At 67.0% G+C, this 14972-nt stretch carries 16 protein-coding genes; 5 read left to right on the top strand and 11 right to left on the bottom strand.

Going from position 1 to position 14972, the window contains the following annotated elements; genetic code table 11:
• Nucleotides 1-2 precede the first annotated feature (2 nt).
• Nucleotides 3-584 carry a transglycosylase SLT domain-containing protein gene (locus BLV97_RS14365; RefSeq protein ID WP_035837666.1) on the bottom strand — a complete coding sequence of 194 codons (582 nt, stop codon included), beginning with the start codon at nucleotides 582-584 and terminating at the stop codon, nucleotides 3-5.
• Between the two features lie 214 nt (nucleotides 585-798).
• Between BLV97_RS14365 and hspQ the strand changes: the two genes are divergently transcribed.
• Nucleotides 799-1125: a heat shock protein HspQ gene (gene hspQ, locus BLV97_RS14370; RefSeq protein WP_035837669.1), complete on the top strand. Its 327-nt coding sequence runs from the start codon at nucleotides 799-801 to the stop codon at nucleotides 1123-1125.
• A 222-nt stretch (nucleotides 1126-1347) separates the two neighbouring features.
• Here hspQ and BLV97_RS14375 read toward each other — a convergent pair whose 3' ends face one another.
• From BLV97_RS14375 to BLV97_RS14385, 3 genes are all read right to left on the bottom strand, one after another.
• Complete coding sequence (locus BLV97_RS14375) at nucleotides 1348-2931, bottom strand: gamma-glutamyltransferase family protein (protein WP_035837671.1); 1584 nt, start codon at nucleotides 2929-2931, stop codon at nucleotides 1348-1350.
• A gap of 382 nt (nucleotides 2932-3313) precedes the next feature.
• Complete coding sequence (locus tag BLV97_RS14380) at nucleotides 3314-3802, bottom strand: ATP-binding protein (RefSeq protein ID WP_051645799.1); 489 nt, start codon at nucleotides 3800-3802, stop codon at nucleotides 3314-3316.
• A complete protein-coding gene (locus tag BLV97_RS14385; protein WP_035837673.1) occupies nucleotides 3792-4142 on the bottom strand; it encodes an STAS domain-containing protein in 351 nt (116 codons plus the stop codon). The genes BLV97_RS14380 and BLV97_RS14385 overlap by 11 nt, the downstream gene beginning before the upstream one ends.
• A gap of 86 nt (nucleotides 4143-4228) precedes the next feature.
• Between BLV97_RS14385 and BLV97_RS14390 the strand changes: the two genes are divergently transcribed.
• The gene (locus BLV97_RS14390; RefSeq protein ID WP_035837746.1) at nucleotides 4229-5407 is read left to right on the top strand and encodes an acetyl-CoA C-acyltransferase; all 1179 of its coding nucleotides are present in this window, start codon (nucleotides 4229-4231) and stop codon (nucleotides 5405-5407) included.
• 62 nt (nucleotides 5408-5469) lie between these two features.
• Here the strand turns inward: BLV97_RS14390 and BLV97_RS14395 are convergent, their stop codons facing one another.
• Entirely contained in the window at nucleotides 5470-5832 is a 363-nt protein-coding gene (locus tag BLV97_RS14395) for a VanZ family protein (protein WP_035837675.1), read from the bottom strand.
• A 106-nt stretch (nucleotides 5833-5938) separates the two neighbouring features.
• Nucleotides 5939-6856: a LysR family transcriptional regulator gene (locus BLV97_RS14400; protein WP_035837677.1), complete on the bottom strand. Its 918-nt coding sequence runs from the start codon at nucleotides 6854-6856 to the stop codon at nucleotides 5939-5941.
• Between the two features lie 115 nt (nucleotides 6857-6971).
• Between BLV97_RS14400 and BLV97_RS14405 the strand changes: the two genes are divergently transcribed.
• The gene (locus tag BLV97_RS14405) at nucleotides 6972-8225 is read left to right on the top strand and encodes a urate hydroxylase PuuD (RefSeq protein WP_035837679.1); all 1254 of its coding nucleotides are present in this window, start codon (nucleotides 6972-6974) and stop codon (nucleotides 8223-8225) included.
• A gap of 36 nt (nucleotides 8226-8261) precedes the next feature.
• On the opposite strand, the gene BLV97_RS14410 is transcribed toward BLV97_RS14405, so the two are convergent.
• Genes BLV97_RS14410 through BLV97_RS14420 form a run of 3 tightly spaced genes read right to left on the bottom strand, consistent with a single transcriptional unit; the run spans nucleotide 8262 to nucleotide 10385 of the window.
• The gene (locus BLV97_RS14410) at nucleotides 8262-9056 is read right to left on the bottom strand and encodes an iron chelate uptake ABC transporter family permease subunit (protein ID WP_035837681.1); all 795 of its coding nucleotides are present in this window, start codon (nucleotides 9054-9056) and stop codon (nucleotides 8262-8264) included.
• Entirely contained in the window at nucleotides 9049-9825 is a 777-nt protein-coding gene (locus BLV97_RS14415; protein ID WP_035837684.1) for a metal ABC transporter ATP-binding protein, read from the bottom strand. The genes BLV97_RS14410 and BLV97_RS14415 overlap by 8 nt, the downstream gene beginning before the upstream one ends.
• Entirely contained in the window at nucleotides 9822-10385 is a 564-nt protein-coding gene (locus BLV97_RS14420) for a Fur family transcriptional regulator (protein ID WP_143037544.1), read from the bottom strand. The genes BLV97_RS14415 and BLV97_RS14420 overlap by 4 nt, the downstream gene beginning before the upstream one ends.
• Before the next feature lie 95 nt (nucleotides 10386-10480).
• Between BLV97_RS14420 and BLV97_RS14425 the strand changes: the two genes are divergently transcribed.
• A complete protein-coding gene (locus BLV97_RS14425; protein ID WP_035837685.1) occupies nucleotides 10481-11410 on the top strand; it encodes a zinc ABC transporter substrate-binding protein in 930 nt (309 codons plus the stop codon).
• An 83-nt stretch (nucleotides 11411-11493) separates the two neighbouring features.
• Here BLV97_RS14425 and moaB read toward each other — a convergent pair whose 3' ends face one another.
• Together moaB and BLV97_RS14435 are read right to left on the bottom strand one after the other, a co-directional pair.
• Complete coding sequence (gene moaB, locus BLV97_RS14430) at nucleotides 11494-12036, bottom strand: molybdenum cofactor biosynthesis protein B (RefSeq protein WP_035837687.1); 543 nt, start codon at nucleotides 12034-12036, stop codon at nucleotides 11494-11496.
• Nucleotides 12033-12866: a uracil-DNA glycosylase gene (locus tag BLV97_RS14435; RefSeq protein ID WP_035837688.1), complete on the bottom strand. Its 834-nt coding sequence runs from the start codon at nucleotides 12864-12866 to the stop codon at nucleotides 12033-12035. The genes moaB and BLV97_RS14435 overlap by 4 nt, the downstream gene beginning before the upstream one ends.
• A gap of 141 nt (nucleotides 12867-13007) precedes the next feature.
• Between BLV97_RS14435 and thrS the strand changes: the two genes are divergently transcribed.
• Nucleotides 13008-14966 carry a threonine--tRNA ligase gene (gene thrS / locus BLV97_RS14440; protein ID WP_035837689.1) on the top strand — a complete coding sequence of 653 codons (1959 nt, stop codon included), beginning with the start codon at nucleotides 13008-13010 and terminating at the stop codon, nucleotides 14964-14966.
• Nucleotides 14967-14972: the final 6 nt, after the last annotated feature.

Here is a 14972-nt window from a genome sequence, read left to right on the forward strand (position 1 = left end):
TGCTACATCCTCCCGCAAGAGATCAGCTGCGCCTCATAGCTATAGGCGCGCCGCTGCACCCGATCCGCCACCTCCATCAACCAACGCTTGTGGCGGTACGAGCCACGGGCATAGCCGGCGAACCCCTCATGATAGGCAAGGTAAAGGTCGCGCGCATCGGACCGCGGGATACCCAGCTTCTGATGCGCCTTGTTCAGATACCAGCCCATGAAATCGGTGGCATCATTGATGTTCGTGCGCCGAGCGCCCCAGCGTCCGGCCTCCTTGCGGTAATCGTCCCAGGTTCCGTCCAGCACCTGCGCATACCCGTAGGCCGAGCTTTGCCGCCCCATCGGGATCACACCCAGAAGCCAGCGAAACGGCGTGCGCGCATCACCGACGAAACGCGATTCCTGATGGATCATCGCCATCTGCACGGCCACCGGAATGCCCCATCGCGCACGCGATTGGCGCATCGCCGACAGGTAATGAGGCCGCTCGCTTACGATCACGCAGGCGTCGTTCACGTTGGTCGGCGGCGCGAAACGGCGCCCACAGGACGCCAATGCCAGCAACACCATGGCTGCGAGGAGAAGTCTGCTCATCTGCCTCTCGCTTATTGTTGGCCACAGGATAAGCGAAATTTTCCGAACAGAAAACCGCCCCGTCGCCCGAAACCGCAGGAAAATTCGCGATTTCGCGGCCGCGGCGGCGCGGCACTGTCGGGGCGGAGTTCACAGACTGTTTCTCGAATACTTGATCCCGCCGATGGACGACACGGCGTCGAAGGACTAACTATTATGCTGGGGGTTGTAATGAATGCTTAAGACGCGGGCAAAATACCACATCGGCCAGGTGGTGCGTCATCGCAAACATCCGTTTCGCGGTGTCGTCTTCGATGTCGACGCCATGTTTTCGAACACCGAAGACTGGTACCAGGCCATCCCGGAAGAGAGCCGCCCGTCCAAGGATCAGCCGTTCTACCACCTTCTCGCGGAAAACGATCAAAGCTATTACGTGGCCTATGTTTCCGAACAAAATCTCGTCCCCGACGAAACCGGAGAGCCTGTCGAACACCCCGACCTGCCCGACCTGTTCGGTGATTTCGACGGCGCGGCCTACTCGCTTCAGTTCCAACTGAACTGATCAGCCCTCACGGATCCCCAGACACGCGCACAGCCGCCGCCCCGCACTGACAGCAGAGGGGACCGGCCCGGCGGGCCTAGTCCAGGACGTGCCGAAAGCTTCGAAGCACCCCCTCCGCCTGCGGGCCTCGCCGGTCGCCGCGGCAAGGCCTTGTGCGCCCCAGCGGGTTGTGCGGCATGGGGAATAGGGCCTCGGTTCTCGTCCGCCGGGCGCGGCCGCGCCTCAATAACCCAGGGCGCAGCCATCCTTGCGCGGATCCGAGGCGCCCACCAGCACCCCGGTCTCCGGGTCGATCAAGATCGCCTGGGCGCCGCCGATCGGCCCGCTGGGAATGCGTACATCATGCCCCATCTCGGCCAGCTTCGCGCGCACCGCATCGCTGTAGCCACGCTCGACCTCCATCCCTTCGCCGCCCACGGCAAAGCTGCGCGGGGCATCGATCGCGCCCTGCGGGTCAAGACCGAAATCGGTCAGGTTGGTGACGAAGCGCGCATGACCGTTCGCCTGATAGGCCCCGCCCATCACCCCGAAGGGCATCATCACCTTGCCGTCGCGGCACAACATGCCCGGAATGATCGTGTGCATCGGACGCTTGCCCGGGCCGGCCTCGTTCGGGTGCCCCTCGGTCAGGGTGAAGCCCGCACCGCGGTTCTGGAAATTGATCCCGTAGCGCGACGACGCCAGGCCAGAGCCGAAGGCATGGAAGACCGAATAGATCAGCGACACCGCCATGCGGTCGCGGTCGACCACGGTGATATAGATCGTGTCGCGGTGCACCGCCTCGGACAGCGGCGCCGGATCGGCCATCGCCCGCTTGGGGTCGATCAGCGCGGCCAGTTTCTGCGCGGTCTCGACCGACAGCATATGATCGAGCCGGGTCATATGGGCGGGGTCGGCAACGAACCGGTTGCGCGCGTCATAGGCAAGCTTCGCGGCCTCGGCCTCGATATGGGCGCGCTCGGCACCGAAAGGGTCCATCGAGGCCAGGTCGAATTGCGCCAGGATGTTGAGCAGCAGGATCGCCGCCGCCCCCTGCCCGTTCGGCGGATGCTCGACCAGTTCGATATCGCGGTAGGTGCCGCGCACCGGCTCGCCATAGCTGCATTCGGTGGCCGCGAAATCCTCCACCGTGTGGCTGCCACCCAGGGCGCGCAACGAGGCCACCATGTCCTCGGCCACCGCCCCCTCGTAGAAACCGGCACGGCCCTCGGCGGCGATCTTGCGCAGCACCTCGGCCTGCCGCGGCGCGCGGAAGGTCTGCCCGATCGCCGGCGCCTTGCCGTCCAGCAGGTAGAAATCGCGCGCATCGCCCTGCAACACCCCGGCCGAGGCCGCCCAGTCGAAGGCCACACGGGGCGCAACCGGCACGCCTTCGTCCGCGTAGCGGATCGCCGGGGCCAGGACGCGCGACAGCCCCAGCTTGCCCCAATCCTGCGACAGCCGGCAGAAGGCATCGACCGCGCCGGGCACGGTCACCGCTTCGGGTCCGTGCGGCGGCACCGCCGTCAGCCCGCGGCCGCGCATCTCGGCCGCGCTCAATCCCGCCGGCGCCCGGCCCGATCCGTTCAGCGCGACGATCCGCTCCTCGCCCGCCGGTTTGAGCAGCACGAAGCAATCGCCGCCGATCCCGGTCATCTGCGGCTCGCAGATCCCCAGCAGCACCGCCCCGGCGATCGCGGCATCCACCGCGTTGCCCCCCGCCTCCAGCGTTTCGACCGCCACCTTGGCCGCCAGCGGATGTGAGGTTGCGCAGAGTCCGTTCTGGGCGAAGACCGCCGATCGGCCGGGAAGTTGGTAGTCGCGCATTCTTGCCCTCCTCGCAATTCGCCGCGACGATAGGCCGGGGCCGGCGCCATGCCAAGTACCCGCGGTCAAGGATTATGACCAATACCCAGGGGGGAAGCGAAAGAGACCGATGGGGAGGGGGCGATCTTGCCATGCCCCCGGGCGCCACAGGGGCGCGGCACATGTCCTGAACGCCAAAAAACCCGCAAGGCCTGGCGGCCGCGGGTTTTTTGGTGTCTCGCCGCACAGGAACCTCGGCTCCGCGAACTGGGTGGGGGCTGTTGACCGCGGCGCCGAGGTGAAGCCTGTGCAGCTACCGCTTCGATATCGCCGCAGCCAATGGCCGAGGTATGGGCGAAATCCGGCATCTTTGCGGCACTGTTTACCCGGCGCCGACACTGGGTCAGATAGAGGGCTTTTGTTCGACCATCAGACTGAATCGGAACCAGTTGCAACCGCCCTCGCGCCCGTGGTCCAGGCTGCACGCCAAAGCCCGAATCAAATGCCAGCCGAATCCCCCCTCGGGCGGATCCGCAGCATCCGAGGCCGGCAGCGCGCCTTCGGGCAGCATCCCGCCCGGCATCGGCCGACCCCAATCGCGCACGACAAAACGCAGCGCCCGCGCCCGGCCGTCCGCCCCGCTTTCAACATCCGCAGCAAGCTCGATCCAGCCGCCACGTTGGTCATAGGCGTGCTCGACCACGTTATTCAGAACCTCCGCCAGCAAGATCTCGGCCGCGGCACGGTCATCGGCGGAGACACCTGCAAGGCCAAGGGCCTCCAACACCGCTTCCAGCGCCGTGCGCACCGCCATCGGATCTGCGGCGAAATCCAGGCAGATCACCCCGGCGTCGCTGCCCCCTTGGGCCGAGGTCGCCGTCTCAACCCGCATGGCGGCTTTCCGCCGCGGCGGAAAGCTTCGGCACCGCCGCGTGCAGGGTGAAGACGCTGTCCATCCGGGTCAGGGCGAAGACCTTGTTCACCGTCGGGGTCATTCCCGCCAGTTCCAATTGTCGTTCGGGCGCCAGCATCTTCATTACCGCAACCACCGCGCCCAAACCGCTGCTGTCGAGAAAATCCACCTGCGACAGATCCAGGATCACCCGCGTCACCGGCTGGTTGGCGATTTCGCGCATCTTATCCTTGAACCGGATCGCCACCGCGGCGTCGATCCGCTTTTCCTCGACGCGGACAAGCAGGAAATCCTCCTGCAAATGCGGCACCAGTTTCATCCGACCCTCCGTCAGTAGCTGTCGCAAAGGCTAGACGGCAATCCTTACCATTCGGTATGCAGGGCCATTCGGAAATGGAGGCGAAGATGGAAGACGTGGTGATCTCCGGCGCGGCGCGGACCGCGATGGGCGGCTTTCAGGGGGTGTTCGCCCCGGCCACGGCGGCCGAGCTGGGCGGCGCGGCGATCCGCGCGGCGATGGAAGGTGCCGGGGTCGCCCCCGCGAAGGTCGAAGAGGTTCTGATGGGCTGTGTCCTGCCCGCGGGCCAGGGCCAGGCGCCCGCGCGCCAGGCGGGCTTTGCCGCCGGCCTGGGCGAAGAAGTCCCGGCGACCACGCTGAACAAGATGTGCGGCTCGGGGATGCGTACGGCGATGATGGGCTTCGACCAGATCGCGTTGGGCCACAGCGGCGTCCTCGTCGCGGGCGGCATGGAGAGCATGACCAACGCGCCCTATCTGCTGCCCAAGGCACGCGGCGGGTTTCGGATGGGCCATGGCCAGGTGATCGACCACATGTTCCTCGACGGGCTTGAGGATGCCTACGACAAGGGTCGGCTGATGGGCACCTTCGCCGAAGATTGCGCCGAGGCCTTCCAGTTCACCCGCGACGCGCAGGACGCCTATGCGGTGGGGTCGCTGGAAAACGCGCTGGCGGCACAGACCTCCGGCGCCTTCGAGGCAGAGATCACCCCGGTCACCGTGACCACCCGCAAGGGCGAGGCCGTGGTGGCGGTGGACGAACAGCCCGGCAATGCCCGGCCCGACAAGATCCCGACGCTGAAACCCGCCTTCCGCAAGGACGGAACGGTGACGGCGGCGAATTCCTCGTCGATCTCGGACGGGGCGGCGGCGCTGGTGATGGCCAGCCGCAGCGCGGCCGACGCCGCCGGCCTGCCCATTCGCGCCCGTGTCCTGGGCCATGCCAGCCACGCCCAGGCGCCGGGCCTCTTCCCCACCGCGCCGATCCCCGCCGCGCGCAAGCTGATGGAGCGCCTCGGCTGGTCGGTCGGCGATGTCGATCTGTGGGAGGTGAACGAAGCCTTCGCGGTGGTGCCGATGGCCTTCATGCACGAGATGGGCGTGCCACGCGAGAAGATGAACGTGAACGGCGGCGCCTGTGCGCTGGGGCACCCGATCGGCGCCTCGGGCACGCGGATCATCGTCACGCTCCTCAATGCGCTGGAAAAGCGCGGGCTGAAGCGCGGGCTTGCGGCGATCTGCATCGGCGGCGGAGAGGGCACCGCGATCGCGATCGAGCGCCCCTGAGCGCGGCGCCGTTCGCCGCGATCTGGCGTCTGCCGCAGTCCGGCCGAGGCCTGCCGCCGGGGTCAGGTCTTGGCCGCCCCGGCGCGCAGGATCCAGACGCGCAGAAGGCTTGCGGCGATCAGCGCCAGCGCGATCCCCAGGCAATCGGCGTAGAAATCGTGGATATCGCGGTCACGGCCGACATAGGGTTGGATCAGTTCGACCAGGCCGCCCAAAGCGACCGCCGCTGGGACCATGATCCTCAGCCAGCGCGGCCGGAACAGCGCGGCCGGCACCACCAGGCTGCCGAAGCCCAGCAGATGCTGGATCTTGTCGCTACCCAGCGCGTGCTGGGACAGCAGCGGATGTGGCGACAGCGTTCCCACGCCGATCAGCACCACAAGCGCCAGCGTCAGCGGCGCGGTATATCGAATGCCAATGTCCATCCGCAGACGTTAAGCAGATCGCCCCATCACGCACCATTCAAATCCTGCGTGACAGGGCAGCAGGCTGGCGGTGACTTGCCGGGGAGCGCGACGCCTCCGGCGGCTTTCAGCCGGGCAGCAAAGCCGCGCCGATCTCGGCCTTGCAGCGTGCCGCCATGAAATCCACGAAAACCCGGATCTTGGGATCCTTGAATCGCCGGTGCGGATAGAGGCAGGACAATTGAGCCGGCACCGGCGGCGACGCCTCGGCCACGATCTGCAACCGCCCGTCGCGCAGATATTCCGCCACCTCGAACAGCGGCTTCATCACCACGCCGCGCCCGTCCAGCGCCCAGCCGGTCAGCACGTCGCCATCGTCGGATTCGAACGGCCCCGAGATCTCGAACCGGCGCGGCCCCTCGGGGGTTTGCAGCGTCCACTGGAATTCCTTCGCGCCGGGAAAGCGCAAGGTCAGGCAATCGTGCCCCGCCACCAGCGCCGCCCCGTCTTCCGGCATCCCGCGCCGCGCGATGTAGTCGGGCGCCGCGCACAGCACCCGCGGGCATTCCGCGATCACCCGGACCTTGAGGCTGCTGTCTTCCAGGATCCCCAGATGGAACGCCACGTCCAACCCCTCTCCGGCCACGTCGATGACCCGGTCGGACAGCCTCAGACGCACGTCGATTTGCGGATATGCGTCCTTGAAGGCGGGCACGGCCGGCGCGATCAGACGCCGCCCGATCCCCAGGGGGGCGGCGACGAAAACGGTGCCGCGCGGGCTTTGGGTGGCGCTGACCACCGCCGCCTCGGCCGCGTCGATCGCGTCCAGCACCTTCAGCGCGCCCTCGTAGAACAGCCGCCCGCTTTCGGTCGGATGCAGGCTGCGGGTGGTCCGGTTGAACAGCCGCACGCCCAGATGCTTTTCCATCTCCGCGACCCGGGCCGAGGCCACCGCGGGCGAAGTGCGCTGATCACGCGCCGCCGCCGACATGCTGCCCAATTCATAGACACGCACGAACATCTTGACGTTGTTCACATAGGACATGGGGATTTTCTGGTCACGTTTGAAAGTCCTCTGACATTTGCCGGATTAACAAAAAGGTGGGCGCCGGTATAGCGTCGGGTGAAACGAGACCGGCGACGGCAGGGGGCGACGGCAGGTGGACTACGCAATCCTAGAGGACTGGCTGCAATTCGCGGTGCGCTGGTTTCACGTCGTCGCGGGCATCGCCTGGATCGGCTCTTCGTTCTATTTCATCGCGCTGGATCTGGGGCTAAGGCGCGACCGTCCGCTGGCCTCGGGCGCGGATGGAGAGGAATGGCAGGTCCACGGCGGCGGTTTTTACCATGTCGAGAAATACATGGTCGCCCCCGATGCCCTGCCAGAGCACCTGACCTGGTTCAAATGGGAGGCCTACACCACCTGGCTGACCGGTTTCCTGATGATGGTGCTGGTCTATTACATGGGCGCGAACATCTACCTGGTGGATCCGAACGTGCTGGCGATGCCCACCTGGGTGGCAATCTGCATCTCCCTTGGCTCGCTGATCTTCGGCTGGATCGCCTATGACCTGATCTGCAAGTCGCGCTTCGGCGATGACAACACCCGGCTGATGATCGGGCTTTATGTGATCCTGGTGGCCATGGCCTGGGGCTATGCGCATGTCTTCTCGGGCCGGGCGGCACTGCTGCACCTTGGGGCGTTCACGGCGACGATCATGTCGGCCAATGTCTTCATGATCATCATCCCCAATCAGAAGATCGTGGTGGCGGACCTGCGCGCAGGCCGCACGCCGGACGCGAAATACGGGCGCATCGCTAAGCAGCGCAGCACGCATAACAACTATCTGACGCTGCCGGTTCTGTTCCTGATGTTGTCGAACCACTACCCGCTGGCATTCGCCACCAAGTACAACTGGGTCATCGCCAGCCTTGTCTTCCTGATGGGGGTGACGATCCGGCATTTCTTCAATACCTACCACAAGACCAAGCGCAAGCTCTGGTGGACCTGGGCGGTGACCGCGCTGATCTTCGGGGTCATCATCTGGCTCTCGATGGCGCCGCTACGGTCCGAGGAGGTAACCAAGACCGCCCAGCTTTCGCCCGCGGCGCTGCGCTTCGCCCAGGCGCCCGGCTTTAGGGACGTGACCGACATCGTCACCGGCAATTGCTCGATGTGCCACGCGCGGTCGGCGGCACAGAACGGGATCGTCGCCCATGCGCCGAAGGACGTGCTGCTGGAAACCCCGGCCGAGATCGCGCAGGAGGCAAAGCGGATCTACATCCAGGCCGGGGTGACCCATGCGATGCCGCCGGGCAACTACAATTACATGAGCCCCGCCGACCGCGCCCGGATCATGGCCTGGTTCCGGGCCGGCGAGGCCGGGATCAGGGCGCCGAAGCAGGGCGGCTAGGCCCCACCGGCGCCCGGGCGCGCCCGGAGGCGCCCGCTACCCTTTCTGCCGCATCCCCCCGAACCCCGCCGACAGCGCGAAGACCACGGCCGCCGCGCAGACAACCGACGGCCCGGCCGGGGTGTCGAAACGCAGCGAGGCCCACAGCCCCGCCAGCACCGCGACCATCCCGATCAGCGACGCGAAGACGGCCATGCGCTCTGGCGTTCGCGCAAAGCCCCGCGCGGCGGCCGCCGGGATGATCAGCATCGCGGCGATCAGCAGCGCGCCCACCACCTTGATCGCCACCGCCACCACCACCGCCAGCGCCAGCGTCAGCACCAGCCGCTCGCGCGCCGGGTTCACCCCCGATGCCTGGGCCAGATCCTCGCTCAGCGTCGCGGTCAGCAGACCCGGCCAGCGCCAGGCCAGCCCGGCCAGCACCAGCCCGGCGCCGCCCCAGATCAGCCAGACGTCATTCCATGACACCGCCAGGATATCACCGAACAGATAGGCCTCCAGATCGACGCGCACGCCCGAAACGAAGCTGATAGCCACCAGCCCGACCGCCAGCGAGGAATGGGCCAGCACCCCCAACGTCGTGTCGATTGCCCAGCCGCGCCCGGCCAGCGCCGAAACCGTCAGCGCCATCAACAGTGCCACCCCCAGCGTGCCGGCGTAGATCGAGACAGAGAACCCCAGCGCCAGCGCCACCCCCAGGATCGCCGCATGGGCCGTGGCGTCCCCGAAAAAGGCCATCCGGCGCCAGACCACGAAGCAGCCCAGCGGCCCCGCCGCCAGCGCCAGCCCGACGCCGGCCAGGGCCGCACGGATCAGGAAGGGCTCATACATGGTCGGCCTCCGACATCTTCGCAGGGGCGGCAGCGGGGCCGCGGTCGTGATCGTGATCGTGATCGTGGTGATGGTCATGATCGTGCTGGTACAACGCCAGCGTGCCACGCGTGCCCAGACCGAAGAGCGCGCGGTATTCCGGCGCGTTCGACACCACATGTGGCGTGCCCTGGCAGCAGACATGGCCGTTGAGGCAGATCACCCGATCCGAAGCGCTCATCACCACATGCAGATCGTGGCTGACCATCAGGATCGCACAGCCAAATTCGGCCCGCACCTCCTCGATCAGTTCATAGAAGGCGGCCTCGCCGGGTTGATCGAGCCCCTGGGTCGGTTCGTCGAGGACCAGGATGTCGGGCCTGGCCAGCAGCGCCCGGGCCAGCAGAACCCGTTGCAACTGCCCCCCGGACAGCCCCAGCATCTGGCGTTCTTCCATGCCGGCCATGCTGACCCGGGCCAGCACGGCGGCGGTGTCGGCCGCGCCGTGGCGGCGGGGCAGCGACAGAAAACGGCGCACCGTCAGCGGCAGCCCCGCATCGATATGCAGCCTTTGCGGAACATAGCCCAGCCGCAGGCCGGGTTTGCGCGTGACCCTGCCCGACGCCAGCGGCTGAATTCCCAAAAGCGCGCGCAGAAGCGTCGACTTGCCGGATCCGTTGGGCCCGACGATGGTGACGATCTCGCCCGGCTCCAGCGCCAGATCCACGCCCTCCAACACCGTCGCGCCGCCCAGACGGACGGTCAGATCGCGGGCTTCGATCAGGGTCATGCGCGGATCTCCGGGGCGGCGGACTGGCAGGCGGGACATAGGCCCACGGCCTCGACGCTGGCGCGATCAATGGCGAAATCGACATCCCGCGCGGCAAGTTTCAGCGCCTCGGAAACCCGCGCGCCCGGGGCCTCGGCGATGGCGTTGCAGCCGGTGCAGATCAGGAAGACCGGGCGATGCGCTTCGCCCGGGTGGGCACAGGCGGCAAAGGCGTTCAGGCGGCGGATACGGTGGGCAAACCCCTGCTCGACCAGAAATTCCAACGCGCGATAGGCCACCGGTGGCTGCTTGCCAAAGCCGTCCTCGGCCAGCCGGTCCAGCACCTCGTAGGCCCCCATGGCACGGTGCTGTTCAAGCAGGATTTCCAGCGTCCTGCGGCGCACCGGCGTCATCCGCAGGCCGCGCGCGGCCGCCAACGCCTCGGCCCTGCCCAGCGCCTCTGTGGTGCAATGGCCATGATCGTGACAATGGAACGCGCGGCCGGGGTCATCCGCCCCGGTGCTTTTCACACCGGGACCTTTCGCGACGGCGCCGGGCGCGGGCTGAATGGGATCGGACATCAGAGCCTCACGGAATGTTATGCTATCACATCTCTTGACATGTTATCTTATTACATACGATATGTCGTGACGAACCACAACCCCGGAGGCTTCCGATGACATCTTCCCCCTTGCGCGGCCTGGTCGCCGCGGTGGCGCTGGCCCTGATGGGCACCTCGTCATTTGCCGGCGTGCCCCGGGTGGTGACCGATATCCCGCCGGTCGGCTCTTTGGTGGCGCAGGTGATGGGCGATCTGGGCCGCCCGGAAGTGTTGACCGGCAAGGGCGCCGATCCGCATGATCTGCAGTTGCGCCCCTCGCAGGCGGTGGCGCTGGCGCAGGCGGATCTGGTGTTCTGGATCGGGCCCGAACTGACCCCGTGGCTGGCGCGCGCATTGCAGGGGGCCGGGGGCCGGGCGAAGTCGGTATCGCTGCTGCATCTTCCGGGCACCAAGACCCTGGATTACAGCGCCGGCCAGGGCGATCCTGCCGCCGCCGCGGGCGATCACGATCACGCGCATGACGAAGGCGCGCTGAACCCCCATGCCTGGCTGGATCCCGACAACGCGCGGCTCTGGCTGAAGGCGATCGCGGCGGATCTGGCGCAGGCTGATCCCGCCCATGCGGCCCAGTACCGCGCGAATGCCAAGGAAGCCGAGGCCAGGGTCGCCCAAGCCGATGCGCGCGCCCGGCAGATCCTGGCCCCCGTCGGCACCCGCCCGATCATCGTCTATCATGATGCGCTGGGCTATTTCGCACGCCATTACGGGCTGCATCTGGCAGGGTCGATCGCCCTGGGCGATGCCGCGACGCCCGGCGCGCGGCGCCTGGCCGATATCCGGGGGCTGCTGGCAAAGGGTGATGCGGTCTGCGTGTTCCCCGAGGCCGGAGTCGATCCGCGGCTGGTCCAGACCGTGACGCAGGGCACGAAGGTGAAGATCGGCGCGCCGCTGGATCCTCCGGGCACGATGCTGGCTCCGGGGCCCAAGCTGTACGAGCGGCTGATCGAGGGCATGGCCCGGAAGATCGCCGATTGCGCCGGCTGAGGGTCTCGCGCCGCTACACGGCCTCTTTCTCGGCCCGGTTCGCGGCAGGGTCCGGGCCGGGCCATCGCCGCCGGCCAGCAGGCCTATTTGCGCCGCAGATGTTCGTCCAGCCGCGGCAGGATCTCGATGAAGTTGCAGGGTCGGTGGCGGTAATCCAGCTGGAATTTCAGGATCTCGTCCCAGGCGTCGCGGCAGGCGCCCGGGCTGCCGGGAAGGGCAAAAAGATAGGTCCCCCCCGCCACGCCGCCGGTGGCGCGCGACTGCACCGCCGAAGTGCCGATCTTCTGCATCGAAACCATGGTGAACACCGTGGCGAAGGCCTCGATCTCTTTCTCGTAGACATCGCGGTGGGCCTCGACCGTCACGTCGCGCCCCGTAAGCCCGGTTCCGCCGGTCGAGATCACCACATCCACGCCCGGATCAGCGATCCAGGCGCGCAGTTGCTTGGCGATCTGCGCCCGTTCGTCAGGCAGGAGGGCGCGGGCGGCCAGGCTGTGGCCGGCCTCCTGCAGGCGCGCGACAAGCGTGTCGCCGGACTTGTCGTCGGCCTGGGTGCGGGTGTCGGACACCGTCAGCACCGCGATGCGGACGGGAATGAAATCGAGGGATTCGTCGATGCGGCTCATGGCAGCCCTTTCAGCCTTGCGCGAAGATCCAGAAGATCCGCCCAGGCCTCGCGCTTGGCATGGGGGTTGCGCAGCAGATAGGCCGGATGGAAGGTGGGCAGCACCGGCAGGCCCAGGGCTTCGGTCCATTGGCCGCGCATCCGTGTGATGCCGCGCCGGCCCAGCACGGCCGCGCAGGGCGTGTTGCCCATCAGCACCAGGATATCGGGCGCCGCCAGGTCCACATGGCGCCGCACGAAGGGCATCATCATCGCGATCTCGGCGGCTTCGGGGTCGCGGTTGTGGGGCGGACGCCAGGGCAGGATGTTCGAGATATAGACCGAGGCCTGCGGATCGGGACTGCTGCGCGACAACCCGATCGCCGCCAGCATCCGGTCCAGCAACCGCCCGGCGCGGCCGACGAAGGGCTTGCCCTCGAGGTCCTCTTCCCGACCCGGCGCCTCGCCCAGAATCATCACCCGCGCCGCCGGGTTGCCGTCGGCGAAGACGGTGGTCTTGGCGCCGCGCTTCAGCTCGCAATGACCGAAACCCGCGATGGCGTCGCGCAGCGCCTCCAGATCCGCGGCCCCACGCGCGGAAACCTCGGCCACCGCGACCGGATCGGGGCCGACCTGTGGCGCAGGCATCGGCTGCGGCATGGCGGCCCGCTGCGGGGCTGGCTGCGCGGCGCCCGGCTGCGCGGCATCGGACCCGGCTTCGGCGGGGGCCTGGGCCGCATAGCGGTTGATCGGGGCGTCGGACAGGGCCTCGTCCGCGCCCAGTTCGACCTGCCACGCCAGCATCGCCAGCGCGGTGTCGAAATCCAGATCTGGCCCGGCCTCTGCTTTCATGCCCGGAAGCTAGGCGATTCCGCGCCCGGTTGGAACCGGTTTCGCCACGCTTGACTTCCGCCACGGCGGGCGGCACATATCGGCCAGACATACCCGCAACCGGGCGTTCCGTGGGCGCCAAACCGACGAGGAGGAAGGCCGATGAGCCTTGACCAGTCCGCTATTTCCCTGACATTCCCCGATGGCAACAGCCGCGAATTCCCGCGTGGCGTGACCCCGGCCGAGGTGGCCGCCGACATCTCGAAGTCGCTGGGAAAGAAGGCGATTTCGGCGCAGGTCGACGGCCGGCACTGGGATCTGCAATGGCCGATCGAGGCCGATGCGAAGATCGCCATCAACACCCTGTCCGACGACGCCCCGGCGCTGGAACTGATCCGCCACGACCTGGCCCACATCATGGCCCGCGCGGTGCAAGAGCTGTGGCCCGACGTCAAGGTCACCATCGGCCCGGTGATCAAGGACGGCTGGTACTACGATTTCGACCGGGCCGAACCCTTCACCCCCGAGGATCTGGGCGCGATCGAGAAGAAGATGAAGGAGATCATCAATCTTCGCGATCCGGTGCGCACCGAGGTCTGGGACCGCGACCGCGCCATCGCCCATTACCGCAAGACCGGCGAGCCCTACAAGGTGGAGCTGGTCGAGGCGATCCCGGCCGACCAGAAGATCCGGATGTACTGGCACGGCAATTGGCAGGATCTGTGCCGCGGCCCGCATCTGCAGCACACGGGCCAGGTGCCCGCCGATGGTTTCAAGCTGATGAGCGTGGCCGGCGCCTACTGGCGCGGCGACAGTTCAAAACCGATGCTGCAGCGCATCTACGGCGTTGCCTTCAAGAACCGCGACGACCTGAAGGCCCATCTGACCATGCTGGAAGAGGCCGCCAAGCGCGACCACCGCAAGCTGGGCCGCGAGATGGACCTGTTCCACATGCAGGAAGAGGCCCCGGGCCAGGTGTTCTGGCATCCGAACGGCTGGACGATCTACACCACGCTGCAGGATTACATGCGCCGCAAGCAGCGCGCCGGCGGCTATGTCGAGGTCAACACCCCCCAGGTGGTCAGCCGCGTGCTGTGGGAGAAATCCGGCCACTGGGCAAATTATCAAGAGAACATGTTCATCGTCGAGGTCGACGAGGAACACGCGCGCGAGAAGACGATCAACGCGCTGAAGCCGATGAACTGCCCCTGCCATGTGCAGATCTTCAACGTCGGGCTGAAATCCTACCGCGACCTGCCCCTGCGCATGGCCGAGTTCGGATCGTGCAACCGCTATGAGCCTTCGGGCGCGCTGCATGGCATCATGCGGGTGCGCGGCTTCACCCAGGACGATGCGCATATCTTCTGCACCGAGGACCAGATCGAGAGCGAGACCAAGCGCTACATCGCTTTCCTGTCGGACATCTACCACGACCTTGGCTTCGACAATTTCAAGATCAAGTTCTCCGACCGGCCGGAATCGCGCGCCGGGTCGGATGAGGTCTGGGACAAGGCCGAGGCGGCGCTTCTGTCGGCCACTCGCGCCGCCAATTGCGATGTCGAGCTGAACCCGGGCGAAGGCGCCTTCTACGGGCCGAAGCTGGAATTCGTGCTGACCGACGCGATCGGGCGCGACTGGCAATGCGGCACTCATCAGGTGGATTTCGTGCTGCCCGAACGGCTGGATGCCAGCTACATCGGCCAGGATGGCGCCAAGCATCGCCCGGTGATGCTGCACCGCGCCACGCTGGGCAGTTTCGAGCGTTTCATCGGCATCCTGATCGAAAGCCACGCCGGGAAACTGCCGATGTGGCTGGCACCGCGGCAGGTGGTGGTGGCCTCGATCGTGTCCGAGGCCGACGATTATGTGCATGAGGTCGTGAACACCCTGCGCGCCGCCGGCGTCCGGGCCGAGGCCGACACCCGCAACGAGAAGATCAACTACAAGGTCCGCGAACATTCGCTGGGCAAGGTGCCGGTGATCCTGGCGATCGGCATGAAAGAGGTCGAGGAGCGCAGCGTTTCGGTCCGCCGGCTGGGCGAGAAAACGACCCAGACCGTACCGCTGGACGGCATCGTCGGCGATCTGGCCGCCGAGGGCACACCGCCCGACCTGCGTTGAAGCGCG

This window comes from Allgaiera indica, assembly GCF_900106675.1.
GTDB classification, from domain to species: domain Bacteria; phylum Pseudomonadota; class Alphaproteobacteria; order Rhodobacterales; family Rhodobacteraceae; genus Acidimangrovimonas; species Acidimangrovimonas indica.

Coding starts and splice junctions, on each gene's coding strand:
- BLV97_RS14410 (WP_035837681.1), bottom strand. CDS start 9,056: ATGTATGAGCCCTTCCTGATCCGTGCGGCCCTGGCCGGCGTCGGGCTG.
- BLV97_RS14385 (WP_035837673.1), bottom strand. CDS start 4,142: ATGAAACTGGTGCCGCATTTGCAGGAGGATTTCCTGCTTGTCCGCGTC.
- thrS (WP_035837689.1), top strand. CDS start 13,008: ATGAGCCTTGACCAGTCCGCTATTTCCCTGACATTCCCCGATGGCAAC.
- BLV97_RS14380 (WP_051645799.1), bottom strand. CDS start 3,802: ATGCGGGTTGAGACGGCGACCTCGGCCCAAGGGGGCAGCGACGCCGGG.
- BLV97_RS14375 (WP_035837671.1), bottom strand. CDS start 2,931: ATGCGCGACTACCAACTTCCCGGCCGATCGGCGGTCTTCGCCCAGAAC.
- hspQ (WP_035837669.1), top strand. CDS start 799: ATGCTTAAGACGCGGGCAAAATACCACATCGGCCAGGTGGTGCGTCAT.
- BLV97_RS14400 (WP_035837677.1), bottom strand. CDS start 6,856: ATGTCCTATGTGAACAACGTCAAGATGTTCGTGCGTGTCTATGAATTG.
- moaB (WP_035837687.1), bottom strand. CDS start 12,036: ATGAGCCGCATCGACGAATCCCTCGATTTCATTCCCGTCCGCATCGCG.
- BLV97_RS14425 (WP_035837685.1), top strand. CDS start 10,481: ATGACATCTTCCCCCTTGCGCGGCCTGGTCGCCGCGGTGGCGCTGGCC.
- BLV97_RS14395 (WP_035837675.1), bottom strand. CDS start 5,832: ATGGACATTGGCATTCGATATACCGCGCCGCTGACGCTGGCGCTTGTG.
- BLV97_RS14435 (WP_035837688.1), bottom strand. CDS start 12,866: ATGAAAGCAGAGGCCGGGCCAGATCTGGATTTCGACACCGCGCTGGCG.
- BLV97_RS14415 (WP_035837684.1), bottom strand. CDS start 9,825: ATGACCCTGATCGAAGCCCGCGATCTGACCGTCCGTCTGGGCGGCGCG.
- BLV97_RS14365 (WP_035837666.1), bottom strand. CDS start 584: ATGAGCAGACTTCTCCTCGCAGCCATGGTGTTGCTGGCATTGGCGTCC.
- BLV97_RS14390 (WP_035837746.1), top strand. CDS start 4,229: ATGGAAGACGTGGTGATCTCCGGCGCGGCGCGGACCGCGATGGGCGGC.
- BLV97_RS14420 (WP_143037544.1), bottom strand. CDS start 10,385: ATGTCCGATCCCATTCAGCCCGCGCCCGGCGCCGTCGCGAAAGGTCCC.